The organism is Micrococcus luteus NCTC 2665 (assembly GCF_000023205.1).
In the GTDB taxonomy this organism is placed as follows: domain Bacteria; phylum Actinomycetota; class Actinomycetes; order Actinomycetales; family Micrococcaceae; genus Micrococcus; species Micrococcus luteus.
The window spans coordinates 1930986-1946616 of sequence record NC_012803.1 but is presented as its reverse complement, the minus strand read 5'-3'; the positions used below and the strand labels follow the sequence as shown (position 1 = coordinate 1946616).

Genomic DNA, 15631 nt, shown 5'->3' with positions numbered 1-15631 from the left:
CGGTCCCACGACCGCCGACCCTCGCCCCGATTCAAGGAGTCCCCATGGGATCTGTGATCAAGAAGCGCCGCAAGCGCATGTCGAAGAAGAAGCACCGCAAGCTGCTTCGCAAGACCCGTCACCAGCGTCGCAACAAGAAGTGATGCCCGCGCCCTCCGGGCGCTGACGAGACGAAGCCGCCGTCCCCTCCGGGGGCGGCGGCTTCGTCGTGGACGGCGATCCGTAGAGTGGGGCCATGACTGCCGATCTGCCCGCCACCACCGCCCGCGTCCAGCTGCTCGTGAAGCCCGGCTGTCACCTGTGCGCCGAGGCCGAGGCCACGGTGGCGCAGGTGTGCGACGCGCGGGGCGAGGCCTGGGAGGCCGTCGACGGCGCCGCGCACCCGGCCCTGCTCGAGCGGTTCGCGGACGAGGTGCCCGTGCTGTTCGTCGACGGCGTCCAGCGCGACTTCTGGCGCGTGGACCCGGCCCGTCTGGCTCGGCTCCTGGACGCCCCGCGGGCCTGAGCGGGCTCAGCGGCGCGCGAAGCGCTGCCAGGCCTTCAGCCGCATGTACTCCGTGGCGTCCGGGCGGTAGGCGAGCACGATGCCGGCGACGCCGAGACCCACCCACACGAGGTCCAGCGGGCTGAACGCCCCCATCACGGCGTTGGAGACCAGCACCAGCACGGACAGGGACGCCAGCACCGTTCCGACGATGCGCGCGGCGCGCGAGCCGCCGCGGATCGCGAACGCCACCCACAGGTAGACGAGGAACGCGAGCACGCCGAACACGGCCGCCGTCGTGGCGAGGGCCGGGAGCATCCCGTCCATCATGGTGCGCATCTGCTCCGCCTGGTCGGCGGGCAGATTCATCTGTTCGACGGACCGGTCCAGCTCCTGCTGGATCGCGGCCTGGCCCTCCGGCTGGGTGATGGCGAAGGCCGCCAGCAGGGTCGTCGCCAGCAGCAGGAGGCCGCCCGAGACGATCAGCCAGAACGCGGCCGTCAGGGAGCGCGGCCGCGGGGGCAGCTCGACCGGGCCGGGAGACTGCCAGCCGGCGGGGCCGTGGGGGGAGGGGGCCTGGGGCATCCCCGCCTGGCCCGGGGCGCCGTACGGAGCCGCCGGCGGTGCGCCGTAGGGGTTCTGGCCGTACGGGCTCGCGCCCGCCGGGTCAGGGGAGCTCGGGGTCGGCCCCTGCGGGGCGGCGCCGTACGGGTTCTGGCTGCCGTGGGGATCGGTGGGCGAGGTGCCGGACATGGGGCCTCCTAGCGACGCCGACGCTCGCGGCGTCTCGGTGCGGACGGGGGTGGCGGCGCGGTCGCGCCGAGCTGTGCCCCACGCTACCGCCGGGGCCACCGGTCCGCCTCTGCCAGACTGGCCCCATGCAGACGCTCGCCACCGTCCACCTGGTCCGCCACGGAGAAGTCCACAACCCCGATCGTGTCCTCTACGGCCGCCTGCCGGAGTTCGGGCTCTCGGAGCTCGGCCACGAGATGGCCCGGGGCGTGGCCGCGTGGTTCGCGGAGCGCGCCGCGCAGTCCGGTCGGGCGCCCGCCGCCGTCGCCGCCTCCCCGCTGACCCGCGCGCAGCAGACCGCCGCGCCCATCGCGGCCGCGTTCGACCTGCCGCTGGTCACCGAGCCCGACCTGATCGAGGCGGAGAACGCCTTCGAGGGCATGTCCCAGGTGGCGGCGTCGCTGAAGCGGAACCCGCGGCTGTGGCCCCGGCTGCGCAATCCCCTGCGCCCGTCCTGGGGCGAGCCGTACCGCGCGCAGGCCGCCCGGATGCTGGCCGTCGTCGACCGGCTCCGCGGCGAGGCCGTGGCCGCCGACGGGCCCGGCGCCGAGTCCGTGCTCGTCTCGCACCAGCTGCCGATCTGGGTGACGCGCCTGGCCGTCGAGGGCCGTCCGCTGTGGCACGACCCGCGCCGCCGCGAGTGCTCGCTGACCTCCGTGACCTCGCTCGTGTACGAGGAGGGGCGCGGGGTGCCGCGCGTCGAGTACCACGAGCCGAACCAGGCCCTGCTCAAGGACGCCTCCTCCCTGCCGGGCGCCTGAGACGGCCGGCGTCGACGGCGCCGTCCCAGGCCCCCACGAGGTGGGGGGTGTGACGTCCAGGGTTCAGTCAGAATGCGGGGCGGACAGTAGACTCCACAGGTCCCCGGAATCCAACCCCGCGCGTCCCGCTGGAGGGTAGCCCGCCATGCAGACCCCCCGCCCGTCCCGTCGCACCGTGCTGACCGGCCTCTCGCTGGCCGGTCTCGCGCCCGTCCTCGCGGCGTGTTCGGGGGACGACTCCCTGACGCGGCAGGCCGGCAACGCGGACGGCAAGAACTACATCGCCGGAGACGGCTCGGTGCTGGAGATCGCCCCGGAGGAGCGCGGCGCCCCCGTCGAGTTCGCCGCCGAGCTCTTCGACGGCAGCCCCGTGACCGGCGCGAGCCTGCGCGGCGCCCCGGCCCTGCTGAACTTCTGGTACGCCGCGTGCGCCCCGTGCCGCGTGGAGGCCCCCCATCTCGTGGCCCTGCACGAGCAGTTCGAGCCGCAGGGCGTCCGGTTCCTCGGCGTGAACGTGCGGGACACCGCCACCACGGCGCAGGCCTTCGAGCGGACCTTCGAGATTCCGTACCCGTCCGTCGAGGACGCCCGCGGCGAGGTCCTGCTGAACATGACCGACCACGTGCCGCCGCAGGCCGTGCCCTCCACCCTCGTCCTGGACGCGCAGGGGCGCGTGGCCGCGCGGGTGCTCGGTGCGGTGGAGGAGTCCACCCTGCGCGCGCTGCTGACCACCGTGGTGGACGAGGCCGCGGCCTGAGTGGCCGCCGTGTCCATGCGGAACAATCCCTTCGCCGAGATCGCGCTGGACGGCTCACTGCTGCTCGCGGCCCCGATCGCCCTGCTCGCCGGGCTCATCTCCTTCCTCTCGCCGTGCGTCCTGCCGCTCGTGCCCGGCTGGCTCGGGTATGTCACGGGCCTGGGCGGGGACGTGCTCACCACCCGGCGCCGCGGCCGTCTCGTGCTCGGCGCCGTGCTGTTCGTGCTCGGCTTCGCCGTGGTGTTCGTGGCGATCAGCGTGGTCTTCACGCAGGCCATGGTGTGGCTGCAGCGGGACGGCCAGTGGGTCACCCGCCTGCTCGGCGTGCTCGTGGCGCTCATGGGTCTGGTGTTCATGGGCGGCGGCGGACGCCTCCAACAGGAGCGTCGCCTCCACCTCAAGCCCGCCGCCGGCCTGGCCGGGGCGCCGCTGCTCGGCATGACCTTCGGCCTGGGGTGGGCCCCGTGCATCGGCCCGACCATGGCGGCCGTGCTCGCCATGTCCACCGTGGGCTCCGGCTCGCTCGGGCGCGGGGCGCTCCTGGCGTTCCTGTACTGCCTGGGCCTCGGCGTGCCGTTCGTGCTCATCGCCGTCGGCATGGAGCGCGGCATGCGGGCGGTCGGGTTCTTCACGCGGCATCGCGTGCTGATCATGCGCCTCGGCGGCGCCCTGCTGATCGCGCTGGGCCTGCTCATGGTCACCGGCGTCTGGACCGCCTGGACCACGCAGCTGCAGCTGTGGTTCGCCAACGAATGGGAGATGCCCCTGTGAGCTCCAAGGCCGCCCGGACGCGCTCCGAGCCCGTCACCCTGCCGCGCCTCGGCCTGGCGGGCACCCTGCGCTGGATCTGGACCCAGCTGACCAGCATGAGCACCGCGCTCATGCTGCTGCTCCTGCTCGCCGTCGCCGCCGTGCCCGGCTCCCTCGTGCCCCAGCGCCGTGCCGGCCCCGAGATCGTGGACCAGTGGATCGAGGACAACCCCGTGTGGGGCCCCGTCCTGGACGCCCTGCAGTTCTTCGACGTCTACAACTCCGTCTGGTTCTCGGCCATCTACCTGCTGCTGTTCGTCTCCCTCGTGGGCTGCGTGTGGCCGCGCGCCATCCAGCACGCCAAGGCCCTGCGCCAGCCCCCGGCCCGCACCCCCCGCAACCTGACGCGCCTGCCGGCCTCCGGCGTCGTCGTCCTCGAGGAGGGCGGCCCGAGCCCCGAGGAGGCCGTGGCCAGAGCCCAGGCGTGGCTGCGCAAGCGCCGCTACCGCGTGGAGCACCGCCCCGAGGCCGGCGGCGCGTCCGTGGGCGCCGAGCGCGGATACCTGCGCGAGATCGGCAACATCCTGTTCCACCTCTCCCTGATCGGCGTGCTCGTGTTCATGGCCTACGGCGGGATGACCAAGTACACGGGGCAGAAGATCATCGTGGAGGGGGAGGGCTTCGCCAACAACCTCGTCGCCTACGACTCCTTCACCCCCGGTGCATACTTCAGCGCGGACACCCTGCAGCCGTTCTCCCTCACCCTGGACTCGTTCGACGCCGTGTTCGAGCGGGAGTCCGAGACCCACTACGGCCAGCCGCTGGATTACACCGCGGTCATGCAGGTCCGGCAGGGCGCCGGCGGCGAGCCGGAGCAGCGGATCCTCAAGGTCAACCACCCGCTGAGCATCGACGGCGTGCGCGTCTACCTCGTGGGCAACGGCTACGCGCCCGTGGTGACCATCCGCGACGGCGCCGGGGACGTGGCCTTCCAGGGCCCCGTGGTCACCCGCGTGTTCGACCAGAACTACGGCTCGCAGGCCACCATCAAGGTCCCCGACGCGCGGCCGGACCAGCTGGGCTTCGTCGGCTTCTTCCTGCCCTCGGCGGTGGAGGACGAGGAAGGCGCCGCGTTCTCCGCGGACCCCGAGCTGCTCAACCCGGAGCTGCAGCTGAACTCGTACTACGGGGACCTCGGCCTGGACACCGGCCGCCCGCAGAACGTGTACGTGCTGGACACCGCATCCCTCACCGAGCTCAACAGCCGCACCAACGAGAACGGCGGCATCGTGCTCAGCCCGGGCCAGACGTACGAGCTGCCCGAGGGCAAGGGCTCCATCAGCTTCGACGGCGTCCGCCGCTACGTCGGCCTGGACATCCACTACGACCCGGGCAAGTGGGGCGTCGGCGTGTTCGCCGGCACCGCCCTGCTCGGCCTGGCGATCAGTCTGTTCGTCCGCCGCCGCCGCGTGTGGGTGCGCGCCCGCACCGACGACGACGGCCGCACCCGCGTGGAGTACGCGCTGCTCGCCCGCGGCGAGGAGTTCGGCCTCCACGAGGAGCACGTGGCCCTGCGCGCCGCCATGGAGAAGTGGTGGCCCATCGTCGCCGCCACCGAGACGGCCGACGACGCCGCGGCCGGTGCCGCCCCCCAGTCCACCTCCACCACCCCCGAGACCCCCGCCGGCCCCGCCGACGCCCGATCAGGAGACTGACAGTGTTCAACCCCACGGCCCCCGTGAACGAGCAGCTGGCGCTGTACAGCGACCTCTTCATGCTCATCGCCGCGCTCGTGTACGCGGCGGCGTTCATCCTGTTCACCATCGACATGGCCACCGCCTCGGCCACCATCCGCCGCCTCGAGGCCGACCTCGCGGCCCAGCGCGGGCAGGTGCGCACCGCTCCGGCCCACGAGACCGTGGGGGTCGCCGTCGGCGGGTCCACGGCGGTCGGCGCGAGCGACTCCGACACGGCCCGGCCGGCCGCCGCCGCCGAGCCCGGCGTCGACGCGGACGGTGACCTCGTGGACGAGGACATGGACTACACGGGCGGCGGCCGCCGCCCGGTCGCCAACGTGGCCGTGGCCGTGCTGGCCGTCGGCTGGGCGCTGCACGCGTTCGCCGTCGTCGCCCGCGGCCTCGCCGCCTCCCGCGTGCCGTGGGGCAACCTGTACGAGTTCATGACCACGGGCGCGCTCGTGATCACGACCGTCTACCTGCTGTTCCTCTTCCGCAAGGACCTGCGCTTCGTGGGCACGTTCGTCACCGGTCTCGTGGTGGCCATGATGTGCGCGGCCACCATGGGCTTCCCGACGCCGGTGGGCCACCTCCAGCCGCCGCTGCAGTCGCCGTGGCTCGTCATCCACGTGTCCATCGCCGTGCTCGCCAGCTCGCTGTTCGCGCTGACCGCGGCGATGTCCGTGCTGCAGCTGCTGCAGGACCGTGCGGAGAAGCGCGCCGCGGCGGGCGAGCGCTCGTGGGCGTTCCTGCGCCTCGTGCCGGCCGCGCAGGGGCTGGAGAACTGGTCCTACCGCCTCAACGCGATCGCCTTCGTGATGTGGACGTTCACCGTGATCGCCGGCGCCATCTGGGCCGAAGCCGCGTGGGGCCGGTACTGGAACTGGGACACCAAGGAGGTCTGGTCCTTCGTCATCTGGGTGGTCTACGCGGCGTACCTGCACGCCCGCGCCACCCGCGGCTGGACCGGCGCCCGCGCGGCCTGGCTGAGCATCGTGGGCTTCCTGTGCATCGTGTTCAACTACACGATCGTGAACACGTACTTCCCGGGCCTGCACTCGTACGCGGGTCTGCCCGGCTGAGTCCGGCGGGGCCCCTCAGGCGCGCGGGCCGTCGCCGTCCGGGTCGGCGTCGTCGTCGCCCTGCTCCCGACGACGGCGCAGCTCCTCCTCGCGGGCGCGTAGCTCGGCCTCGCGGCGGTCCAGGTCCTGCTCGCGGGCGTCCTGGCGGCGCTGCATGCGCAGGCTGCGCAGGAACGCCTCGTCGTCGTCCGGGGCCCCGGTGGGCCGGGGCGCCGGGCGGCCGGCCGCGCCGGCCGGGCGGGCGCGGCCGAGCAGCAGCCACAGCAGCGGCCCCACGAGCGGCACGAGCACGATGACCGCCACCCACGCCGCCTTCGGCAGGCTGCGCACCTCGCGGGCGGGGGTCAGCAGCGCCTCGAACAGCGCGTAGAGGGTCAGGCCCGCGAGGATGATCGCGGCGGGGATGATGAAGCGGCCCATCCTTCCAGTCTAGGCGCGGGCTGGGCGGTCGGCGGGCGGGGCGTCCTTCCTCGTAGGATGGACCGGTGCGCATCTTCTTCTACGGTCTGGTCCGCGTGGTCGTCTTCGTCGCCCTGTGGGCGCTGTTCTACTACGTGATGGACCTCGGGATGATCTTCGGGGTGATCGCGGCCACGATCCTGACGTTCGCGGTCAGCTACCTCTTCCTCGGCCGCCTGCGCACGGGGGCCACCGAGGACCTGTCCGCCGCGTGGGAGGGCCGCCCGGGCCGCCGGGGCCGCACCGAGACCGCCGACGCGGACGCCGAGGACGCCTACACCGAGGGCCGGTTCCGCGAGTGAGCCCCGCGGGGCGACGGGGCGGATGCCGCCGCCGTCGTCATCCCGTGCGGCTCAGAGCAGCGCGCCGAGGGTGAACGTGATCGCGTAGACGATCCCGATCACGCCGGTCGCGCGCAGCACCGGGATCAGCGCCCGGCGGTCGTCGGCGCGCAGCACCGTGCGGATCGGCCGGATCGCGAGCAGGCCGCCGATCGGCACGAGCAGCAGCCCCGGGTGCACCGCCACCCAGAACAGCGGCAGCAGCAGGGCGACGGCCAGCATGACGCCGTAGGACGCCCGCGCGGGTCCGTCGCCCAGGCGGGCGGCCAGCGTCATCTTCCCGACCTCGCGGTCCGTGGGGATGTCCCGGATGTTGTTGGCCATGAGCAGGGCCGTGGAGATCAGCCCACAGCCGATCGCGCCGGCCCAGGCCAGGCCGCTGACGGCGTCGGCCTGGGTGTACGTGGTGCCGAGGACGGCCACCAGCCCGAAGAACACGAACACGAACACCTCGCCGAGGCCGAGGTACCCGTACGGCCGCTTCCCGCCGGTGTAGAACCACGCGGCCAGCACGCAGGCGACGCCGACCAGCAGGAACCACCAGTGCCCCGAGAGCAGGATGAGTCCCAGGCCGGCCAGTCCGGCGAGGCCGAAGGACGCGAAGGCCGCCTGCTTCACCTGGGCCGCGGGCACGAGCCCGGAGACGGTGAGCCGGAAGGGGCCCACGCGCTCGTCGTCGGTGCCGCGGATGCCGTCCGAGTAGTCGTTGGCGTAGTTCACGCCGATCTGCAGCGCGAGCGACACCACGAGGGCCAGCAGCGCCGCGCCGAGGTGGAAGGAGCCGAGCTCCGCGGCGGCGGCCGAACCGACGATCACGGGGGCGATCGCCATGGGCAGCGTGCGCAGGCGCGCGGCGGCGACCCACTGGGAGAGCGTGGCGGCCATGGGCGGGGGTTCCTCCTGGGGAGCGGGGTGGGCAGCGGCGCGCGGCGGGCCGGGTCGACGGCGGCGCGCGGCCGGGGCCCGACGTCGGCCGGGCCCGGGTCATTCTCCCACGCGGGCGGGGCGGCGCTCAGCCGGCGGTGAACCGGGCGGCCAGGGCCTGCCGGTCGATCTTGCCGGTGGAGAGCAGGGGCAGGGCGTCGAGGACGAGCCACGTCTTGGGCACCGCGGCCGCACCCAGCGCCTCGCGCACGTGGGCGCGCAGGACGGCCTCGTCGGGGGCCGCGGCCGGGTGGGCGGGCACGACGGCGGCGCACAGCCGGGCGCCCCACTCGGGATCCGGCACGCCGGCCACGTGGGCCGCCGCGACGCCCGGGTGCGCCTCGAGCACCGCGGTCACCGCCGCCGCGGACACCTTCACCCCGCCCGTGATGACGACGTCGTCCAGGCGACCGGTCACGGCCAGCCGCACGCCGCCGTCGTCGGTGGGGGAGAGCACGCCCGTGTCCTCGGTCAGGAAGGCGCGGGCGCCGTCCGCGGCAGTGACGAAGTGGGCGGCGGTGCGGGCCGGGTCGTCGAGGTAGCCGGCCGCCACCATGGGCCCGGCCAGGCGCACGCGCGGCGGGGCGTCGGGGTCGTCCGGGGCCACCGCGGCGGCGACGCCGGGCAGCGGCACGCCGTCGTAGACGCAGCCGCCGCACGTCTCGGCCATGCCGTAGGTGGCGGTGAGGCGCACCCCCGCCGCCTCGGCCGCGGCCCGCAGCGCGGGATCGAGCCGGGCGCCGCCCACGAGCACGCGGTCGAAGGAACGCAGGGCCGCCCGCCCGGCCGGGTCGGCGTCGGCCGCGAGGAGGCGGGCGAGCTGGGTGGGGACGAGCGAGACGAGCCGGGGGCCGGCGTTGTCGGGCAGGGCGGCCGCCCCGGTGGCGAACGCCGCGGGCGTGAACGGGCCCGGTGGCAGGGCCACGGGTGCGGTCCCGGCCGCGATCGAGCGGGAGAGCACGGCGAGCCCGGCCACGTAGTGCACGCCGAGGGCCAGCAGCCACGCCCCCTCGCCGCCGAGCCGCCGGGCCGTGGCCGCGGCCGAGGCGCGCAGGGCCGCGCCGGTCAGGACGATCTGCTTCGGCGTGCCCGTGGACCCGGAGGTGCGCACCACGGCGACGGCGTCCGGGTCCCCGCAGCGGCGCGGGTCGCGGGCCTCGGGCCGGGGGAGCGCGGCGCCGTCGGCGGTCAGCTCGACGGGGGCGCCGCCGTCGAAGGCCGCGGCGAGGGCGTCCGTGGCGCGGGCGAGGGTATCGGCGGTGGCGGGCATGGCCCCGAGTGTAGGAGGCCCGACGGTCGGACGGACCCGCGCGGCGGACCGGATCCGACCGGCCGGTCAGAGCATGAACGGCACGGTGGCGATCTTGACCACCATGATCAGTGCGAACAGCTGGGCGTACCCCTCGGTCACGCGGGCGTCGGTGGACCGGGAGAGCGCGTAGTCCAGGATCGCCGGCTGGCCCGTGATGCCCGCCAGCGCCCCGAAGGTGCGATCCACGGACTGCCCCAGCAGCCGTGCCGCGGCGATGAGCAGGGCCGCGGTCAGCGCGGTGAGCACGGCGGACATCAGGATGGCCAGCCCGCCGACCCGGGTGAACACCGTCTCGATGAACGCCGGGCCGGCGGCCAGGCCCACCACGCCCAGGAAGAGCATGAGGCCGAACTGCCGCAGTGTCAGTGCGATCTCCGTGGACGGCTCCCACACCGTGGGTCCCGTTCGGCCGATCGCACCGAGGGCGAGGCCGACGAGGATGCACCCGGCCGCCGGGCCGAGGGAGAAGGAGGCCCCGCCCGGAAGCGGGATCGTCACCATGCCCAGCAGGTAGCCCAGCGCCATGCCCGTGCCCAGGGAGATCCAGTCCAGGTCCGAGAGCCCGCGCGTCGAGTTGCCGAAGAAGTCGCGCACCGCCTCCATCCGCGGCGCGGTGGTCACGATGAGCACCCGGTCGCCGACCTTGAGCTCGGTCTGCGGGGTGGCCAGCGACTCGACGTCGTCGCGCCGCAGCCGGGCGACGTCGGTGCCGAAGCGCTCGCGCAGGGACAGCGTGCCCAGGCGGCGATCGGCCAGGGCGCGGGCCGTGACGATGACCATGGAGGTCTGCAGCGGGTTCATCACCCGCGCCGGGTCGGCGCCGGTGCGTCGGCCGAAGGCCTGCACGGCCGCGTCGATGTTCTTCTCCGTGCCGTCCAGGACGACCTCGTCCCCGGGTTCGATCCGGTCGGCGGAGCCGGCGATCCGGGCCACGCCGCCGTGGCGCAGCGCCACCACGCGCACCAGCCCCTCGGCGATCCCCGGGATCTCCCGCACGGCGAGGGCGGAGGTGGCGGCCGCGGCGGTGAAGCGCAGCTTGCCGTCGGTCACCGGCGCCGGATCGCGCGGGGAACTGCTCCACGGGCGGGCGGCGAGCACGGTGATCGCGATGATGGTGCCGACCACGCCCACCAGGTAGGACAGCCCGTAGCCTACGGCCGGGGCCTGCCCGCCGGTGAGCTGGTTCGCCAGCGCCATCGCCGGCGTCGCGGTGAGCGAACCCGTCCACACGCCGATCGCCGTCGGCAGGTCCAGGTTGAGCAGCGCGGCCAGCGGGTGCACCGTGAAGGCGGTGAGGATCACCACGACGACGGCGGCCAGCATCAGGGGCAGGTTGCGGCGCAGGTCCCGGAAGAACACCTTGCCGGCGCCGAGCCCGATCAGGTAGGCGAACAGGGCCAGGCCGAAGCTCTGGAACAGGGCCAGCCGGTCGCCGACGTCGGGCAGCACCGCCCCGACGAGCAGGCCCACGAACAGTGCTCCCGAAGCGCCGAGGCGGATCTTGCCCAGGGGGATGGTGCCGACGGCGGCGCCCAGGGCAACCGTGGCCATGAGGACGAGGATGGGCTGGTCGTTGAGCAGAGCGAGCATGGGCGGGTCTCCGTCCTGCCGTGGTGGTCGGTCAGAAGTGGTACAGGAAGGCGGACCAGTCCGGGTCGCGCTTCTGCAGGAACGCGTCCCGGCCCTCCACGGCCTCGTCCGTCATGTAGGCCATGCGCGTGGCCTCGCCGGCGAAGACCTGCTGGCCGGCCATGCCGTCGTCGGGAAGGTTGAACGCGAACTTGAGCATGCGCAGGGCCTGCGGGGACTGACGGTTGATGTCCGCGGCGTACTCGAGGGCGACCTCCTCGAGGCGCTCGTGGTCCACGGCCTCGTTCACCGCGCCCATGGCCACCATCTCCTCGGCCGAGTACTCGCGGGCGGTGAAGAAGATCTCGCGGGCGCGCTTCTGGCCCACCTGCCGGGCGAGCAGGGCCGAGCCGTAGCCGGCGTCGAAGGAGCCCACGGTGGCGTCCGTCTGCTTGAACTTCCCGTGCTCGCGGGAGGCGAGGGTGAGGTCCGCGACCACGTGCAGCGAGTGGCCGCCGCCGGCCGCCCAGCCGTTCACGACGGCGATGATCGCCTTGGGCGAGGTGCGCATCAGCCGCTGGACCTCGAGGATGTGCAGGCGGCCGGCCCGGGCGGGGTCGATGGTCTCCGCCGTGTCCCCCTCGGCGTAGCGGTAGCCGTCGCGGCCGCGGATGCGCTGGTCGCCGCCCGAGCAGAACGCGTGGCCCCCGTCCTTGGGGGAGGGACCGTTGCCGGTGAGCAGCACCGTGCCGACGTCCGGGGTCATCCGGGCGTGGTCCAGCGCGCGGTAGAGCTCGTCCACGGTGCCGGGACGGAACGCGTTGCGCACCTCGGGGCGGTCGAAGGCGATGCGGACCGTGGGCAGGTCGCGCACCCAGCGGCCCTGCGCGTCGCGCTCCACCTGCCGGTGGTAGGTCATGTCCTCGAAGTCGAAGCCCTCCACCACGCGCCAGCGCACGGGGTCGAAGAGGTCGGAGACCTGCTCGGGGAGGCGGTCACGGTCCAGGCGGTGCTGCTCGCTCATGCCCAGAACAGTACCGGCGGCCCGCCACCCCGCGCCTTCGTTCGGGAAACGGGAGCCCCCAGCGGCGCTCTCGTTCGAGGAACGGGAGCTCAGCCGCGCAGCATCCTCGGCACCGGAACGGCCCTTCTCAGGGACTGAAGAGCGCTGAGAAGGGTCATATCGGTGCCACGGCGCCTCTCGGCCCCGCCCCTCACCCCCAGCCCGCCGGCCCCGCCGACCCGGCCGGGTACTCGTCCAGCGGCACCTCCTCGGCCTCCCACGCGGCGAGCACCGGCGCCAGGATCCGCCAGCACTCCTCGGCGGCGTCGCCGCGCACGCTCAGCAGCGTCTGCCCGGTGAGGATGCCGCGCAGCACCTCCCCGTAGGCGTCCACCTGCTCCTCGCCCAGGTCGGCGGCGAGGGTGCGCCGCTCGGCGTCGAACGGGGTGTCGGCCCCGTCCACGGCGAGCTCGATCCGCACCTCGCGCGGGTCCAGGCCCACCACGATCCGGTCCCGGCCCTCCGCGGGCGAGAGGCCCTCCGGCACGTCCTCGGGCGCCCGCAGGGTCAGCGCCACCTCCCACCGCTTCCGGCCCAGCGCCTTGCCGGAGCGCAGCCGGAACGGCACGCCGCGCCACCGCTCGGTGTCCACGGCGAGGGTGACCTCGGCCAGCGTCTCGGTCCGCAGCCCGGGGTCCACGCCCTCCTCCTCCGCGTAGGCGGGGATCCGCTCGCCGTCCACCTCGCCGGCGGTGTAGCGGGCGCGGCGGGAGGCGGCCACGGGGTCGTCCTGCCACACCCGGGTGGCGCGCAGGACCTCGACGACGGCGTCGTGCAGTTCCTGCGGACGCAGCCGCTCCGGCGGCTCGAGCGCCGCCATGGCCAGCACCTGCAGCAGGTGCGACTGGACCATGTCCTTTAGCGCGCCGGTGCCGTCGTAGAACTCGGCGCGCCCCTCGAGCGCGATCGTCTCGTCCACCACCACGTCGACCCGCTCCACGTCACGCCCGCCCCACACGCGCCCCAGCAGCCGGTTCGCGGTGCGCAGCCCGAGCAGCGCGGTGACCATGGACTCGCCCAGGAAGTGGTCCACGCGGAACACGCGGTCCTCCTCGACGACGTCGGCCAGCACCGCGTTGAGCTCGCGGGCGCTCTCCTCGTCCTCGCCGAACGGCTTCTCCAGGGCCAGGCGCAGCCCGTCCGGCAGGTCTTCCAAGCCGGCGAGCGCGCCCACGGCCTCCCGCGTGATGCCGGGGCCGAGGGCGAAGTACAGCACGGGCGCGGCGTCCGGGCCGGCGGCCTCGCGGGCCGTCTCGAACAGGGCGCGCAGGTCGTCGGCGTCCGTGGCGTCGGCGGTGTGCCACGCGGCGCGCGCGACGAGGTCCTCGACCTCGTCCTCGTCCAGGGCGGCGCCCGCGAGGCCCTCGCGCACGATCGAGCGCCACTCGTCCGTGCTGTGCTCGCTGTGGGAGGAGCCCACGAGCGTCACCCGCGGCAGGTCGTGGGCGGCCAGCGCACCGGCCAGGCCGGGCAGCAGCAGGCGCGAGGTGAGGTCACCGGTGGCGCCCAGGATGATCAGGGCGACATCGTCGCGGTCGGCGGGGGAGGTCATGGGTGTCCTTCGGCGTCGGCGGCGGGCGGTCCCGGCCAGTCTCCCGTCGGCCCGCCGATCCAGTCCATGCGTGCCCGTCCATGCGTGCCCGTCCATGCCCGCCGGGCCGGGCGCGGCCTCAGCCCTGGCCCGCCGCGCGTCGCGGATGATGGACTGGAGGGCATGACCACGACGACCCCCCGCCGCCCGCCGCTCATCGAGGACCACGCGTACCTGTCCAACCAGCACTCGGGGGCGCTCGTCACCCGCGAGGGGGACGTGACGTGGCTGTGCCTGCCCCGGTTCGACGCCCCGTCCGTATTCACCTCCCTGCTGGGCGAGCCGGAGCACGGGCAGTGGAGCCTGCGGATCGCCGACGGCGAGGTCGTGGAGCGCGCCTACCTGCCCGGCACGCTCGTGCTGCGCACGCGCTGGCGCGGCCCCGAGGGGGAGGCGGAGGTCCTCGAGTTCATGCCGCTGACCAGCCATCGCGGCTCCGGCGTGGCGGTGGACGACGACGGCGGCGCGCTCGCCTCGACGGGCGAGGGCGAACAGGCCCGGGCGGACCTGGTGCGGCTCGTGCGCTGCACCGCCGGCCGCGTGAGCGTGGAGCAGCGGCTCCACGTCCGGCTGGACTACGGCGAGGTGACCCCGTGGGTGTCCCGGCAGACCGACCCGGCGGGGGAGTCCTTCCTCGCGGTGGTCGCCGGCGGCGACGCCCTGGCCGTGCACGGGCCGGACCTGAGCCCGGACGGGCTGAGCCACCGCGGCAGCACCCCGCTGGAGGAGGGCGGGTCCGCCGCATGGACGCTCGCCTGGTACCCCTCGTGGTTCATGGCGCCGGCCGCCCCGAACGCGGAGCGGGCCCTCGAGGCCACCGTGGCCGGCTGGGTGGAGTGGCTGGGCGAGCTGGAGGCCACCGGCCCGCGCGCCGACCGGGTGGCCCGCTCCCTGCTGGTGCTCAAGGGCCTGACCCACCGGGACACGGGCGGCATCGTGGCCGCCCCCACCGCGAGCCTGCCGGAGGACATCGGGGGCGTGCGCAACTGGGACTACCGCTACGTGTGGCTGCGGGACACCGCCCTCACCCTCGAGGCGCTCATGGCCCACAACCACACGGAGGACGCCAAGGCCTGGCGGGACTGGCTGCTGCGCGCGATCGCCGGCGACCCGCAGGACGTGCAGATCATGTACACGCTCTCCGGCGGGCGCCGCATGCCCGAGCGGGACCTCGAGCACCTGCCCGGCTACGAGGGCTCGCGCCCCGTGCACGTGGGCAACGGGGCCGCGGACCAGTGGCAGGCGGACGTGATCGGCACGGTGATGCTCGCCCTCGGGAAGCTGCGGGACGCGGGCGTGGGGGAGGACCCGTGGTCCTGGACGCTGCAGAAGCGGCTCGTGGAGCGCCTGCTGGCGCACCGGGACACGAAGGAGCACGGCCTGTGGGAGATGCGGGGCGAGCCCGCGTTCTTCACGCACGGCCGCGTGATGATGTGGGCCGCCCTGGACCAGGCCCTGCACGCCGCCCGGGACCACGGGCTGCCGGCCCGCGACGACGAGCTCGAGGCCTGGGAGCGGGCGCGGGAGGAGCTACGGGAGGAGATCCTCACCGAGGGCGTGGACGAGGACGGCGCCTTCCGGCAGACCTACGGCTCCACGGAGACGGACGCCTCCCTGCTGCAGATCCCCCACACCGGCTTCGTGCCCCACGACGATCCGCACATGCTCGCCACGGTGGCCCGCGTGGAGGAGGACCTCGTCACCCAGACCGGCCTGGTGATGCGGTACCGCGCCACCGGCATGGACGGGCTGCCGGGCGAGGAGGCGCCGTTCATCATGTGCGCCTTCTGGCTCGTGGAGCAGTACGCCCGATCCGGCCGCGTCGAGGACGCGGAGCGCCTCATGGCCCGCCTGGACGACTGTGCCAACGACCTGCTGCTCATGGCCGAGGAGTACGACGACGAGCTGGACCGGATGGCGGGCAACTTCCCGCAGGCGTTCTCCCACCTGGGCCTGATCCGCGCCGTGGACGCCCTGGAGGACGCCCGCGGCGCGGCCGAGGCTTGACCG

16 protein-coding genes are annotated in these 15631 nt (G+C 74.3%); 9 read left to right on the top strand and 7 right to left on the bottom strand.

From position 1 onward, the window contains the following. The first annotated feature begins 44 nt into the window (after nucleotides 1-44). Together MLUT_RS23690 and MLUT_RS20485 are read left to right on the top strand one after the other, a co-directional pair. Nucleotides 45-143, top strand: coding sequence for a 30S ribosomal protein bS22 (locus MLUT_RS23690; protein ID WP_005504750.1), 99 nt, complete (start codon nucleotides 45-47; stop codon nucleotides 141-143). Between the two features lie 92 nt (nucleotides 144-235). Next, nucleotides 236-505, top strand: coding sequence for a glutaredoxin family protein (locus MLUT_RS20485; RefSeq protein ID WP_010080307.1), 270 nt, complete (start codon nucleotides 236-238; stop codon nucleotides 503-505). Between the two features lie 6 nt (nucleotides 506-511). Here MLUT_RS20485 and MLUT_RS20480 read toward each other — a convergent pair whose 3' ends face one another. Further along, nucleotides 512-1237, bottom strand: a complete 726-nt coding sequence (locus MLUT_RS20480; RefSeq protein ID WP_010080308.1) for a Bax inhibitor 1 family protein — start codon at nucleotides 1235-1237, stop codon at nucleotides 512-514. 125 nt (nucleotides 1238-1362) lie between these two features. On the opposite strand from MLUT_RS20480, the gene MLUT_RS20475 reads away from it, so the two are divergent. The 5 genes from MLUT_RS20475 to ccsB all read left to right on the top strand — a co-directional run bounded on the left by MLUT_RS20475 (nucleotide 1363) and on the right by ccsB (nucleotide 6362). Further along, on the top strand, nucleotides 1363-2037 hold the full coding sequence (locus tag MLUT_RS20475; protein ID WP_010080309.1) for a histidine phosphatase family protein: 675 nt from the start codon (nucleotides 1363-1365) through the stop codon (nucleotides 2035-2037). Between the two features lie 145 nt (nucleotides 2038-2182). Next, entirely contained in the window at nucleotides 2183-2794 is a 612-nt protein-coding gene (locus MLUT_RS20470; RefSeq protein WP_010080310.1) for a TlpA family protein disulfide reductase, read from the top strand. A 15-nt stretch (nucleotides 2795-2809) separates the two neighbouring features. After that, nucleotides 2810-3565 (top strand): cytochrome c biogenesis CcdA family protein, encoded by a 756-nt coding sequence (locus MLUT_RS20465; RefSeq protein WP_029248311.1) that lies wholly within the window; start codon nucleotides 2810-2812, stop codon nucleotides 3563-3565. After that, on the top strand, nucleotides 3562-5259 hold the full coding sequence (gene resB, locus MLUT_RS20460) for a cytochrome c biogenesis protein ResB (protein WP_010080312.1): 1698 nt from the start codon (nucleotides 3562-3564) through the stop codon (nucleotides 5257-5259). Before MLUT_RS20465 ends, resB begins: the two co-directional genes overlap by 4 nt. Nucleotides 5260-5261: 2 nt before the next feature. Continuing rightward, the gene (gene ccsB, locus MLUT_RS20455) at nucleotides 5262-6362 is read left to right on the top strand and encodes a c-type cytochrome biogenesis protein CcsB (protein WP_010080313.1); all 1101 of its coding nucleotides are present in this window, start codon (nucleotides 5262-5264) and stop codon (nucleotides 6360-6362) included. A gap of 15 nt (nucleotides 6363-6377) precedes the next feature. On the opposite strand, the gene MLUT_RS20450 is transcribed toward ccsB, so the two are convergent. Further along, nucleotides 6378-6782, bottom strand: a complete 405-nt coding sequence (locus MLUT_RS20450; RefSeq protein WP_010080314.1) for a PLDc N-terminal domain-containing protein — start codon at nucleotides 6780-6782, stop codon at nucleotides 6378-6380. Between the two features lie 65 nt (nucleotides 6783-6847). Here MLUT_RS20450 and MLUT_RS20445 point away from each other — a divergent pair, with 65 nt between their 5' ends. After that, entirely contained in the window at nucleotides 6848-7123 is a 276-nt protein-coding gene (locus MLUT_RS20445; RefSeq protein WP_010080315.1) for a DUF4229 domain-containing protein, read from the top strand. A gap of 51 nt (nucleotides 7124-7174) precedes the next feature. On the opposite strand, the gene MLUT_RS20440 is transcribed toward MLUT_RS20445, so the two are convergent. The 5 genes from MLUT_RS20440 to MLUT_RS20420 form a co-directional block, all read right to left on the bottom strand. Then, entirely contained in the window at nucleotides 7175-8047 is an 873-nt protein-coding gene (locus MLUT_RS20440) for a 1,4-dihydroxy-2-naphthoate polyprenyltransferase (protein ID WP_010080316.1), read from the bottom strand. 127 nt (nucleotides 8048-8174) lie between these two features. Further along, nucleotides 8175-9356, bottom strand: coding sequence for an AMP-binding protein (locus tag MLUT_RS20435; RefSeq protein WP_012751055.1), 1182 nt, complete (start codon nucleotides 9354-9356; stop codon nucleotides 8175-8177). 66 nt (nucleotides 9357-9422) lie between these two features. After that, entirely contained in the window at nucleotides 9423-10988 is a 1566-nt protein-coding gene (locus MLUT_RS20430) for an aspartate:alanine exchanger family transporter (protein ID WP_010080318.1), read from the bottom strand. A gap of 31 nt (nucleotides 10989-11019) precedes the next feature. Then, nucleotides 11020-11991: a 1,4-dihydroxy-2-naphthoyl-CoA synthase gene (locus tag MLUT_RS20425; protein ID WP_010080319.1), complete on the bottom strand. Its 972-nt coding sequence runs from the start codon at nucleotides 11989-11991 to the stop codon at nucleotides 11020-11022. Nucleotides 11992-12181: 190 nt separating this feature from the next. Then, entirely contained in the window at nucleotides 12182-13582 is a 1401-nt protein-coding gene (locus MLUT_RS20420) for a glucose-6-phosphate dehydrogenase (protein WP_010080320.1), read from the bottom strand. Nucleotides 13583-13744: 162 nt separating this feature from the next. On the opposite strand from MLUT_RS20420, the gene MLUT_RS20415 reads away from it, so the two are divergent. Continuing rightward, nucleotides 13745-15628, top strand: a complete 1884-nt coding sequence (locus MLUT_RS20415) for a glycoside hydrolase family 15 protein (protein ID WP_010080321.1) — start codon at nucleotides 13745-13747, stop codon at nucleotides 15626-15628. Nucleotides 15629-15631 lie beyond the last annotated feature (3 nt).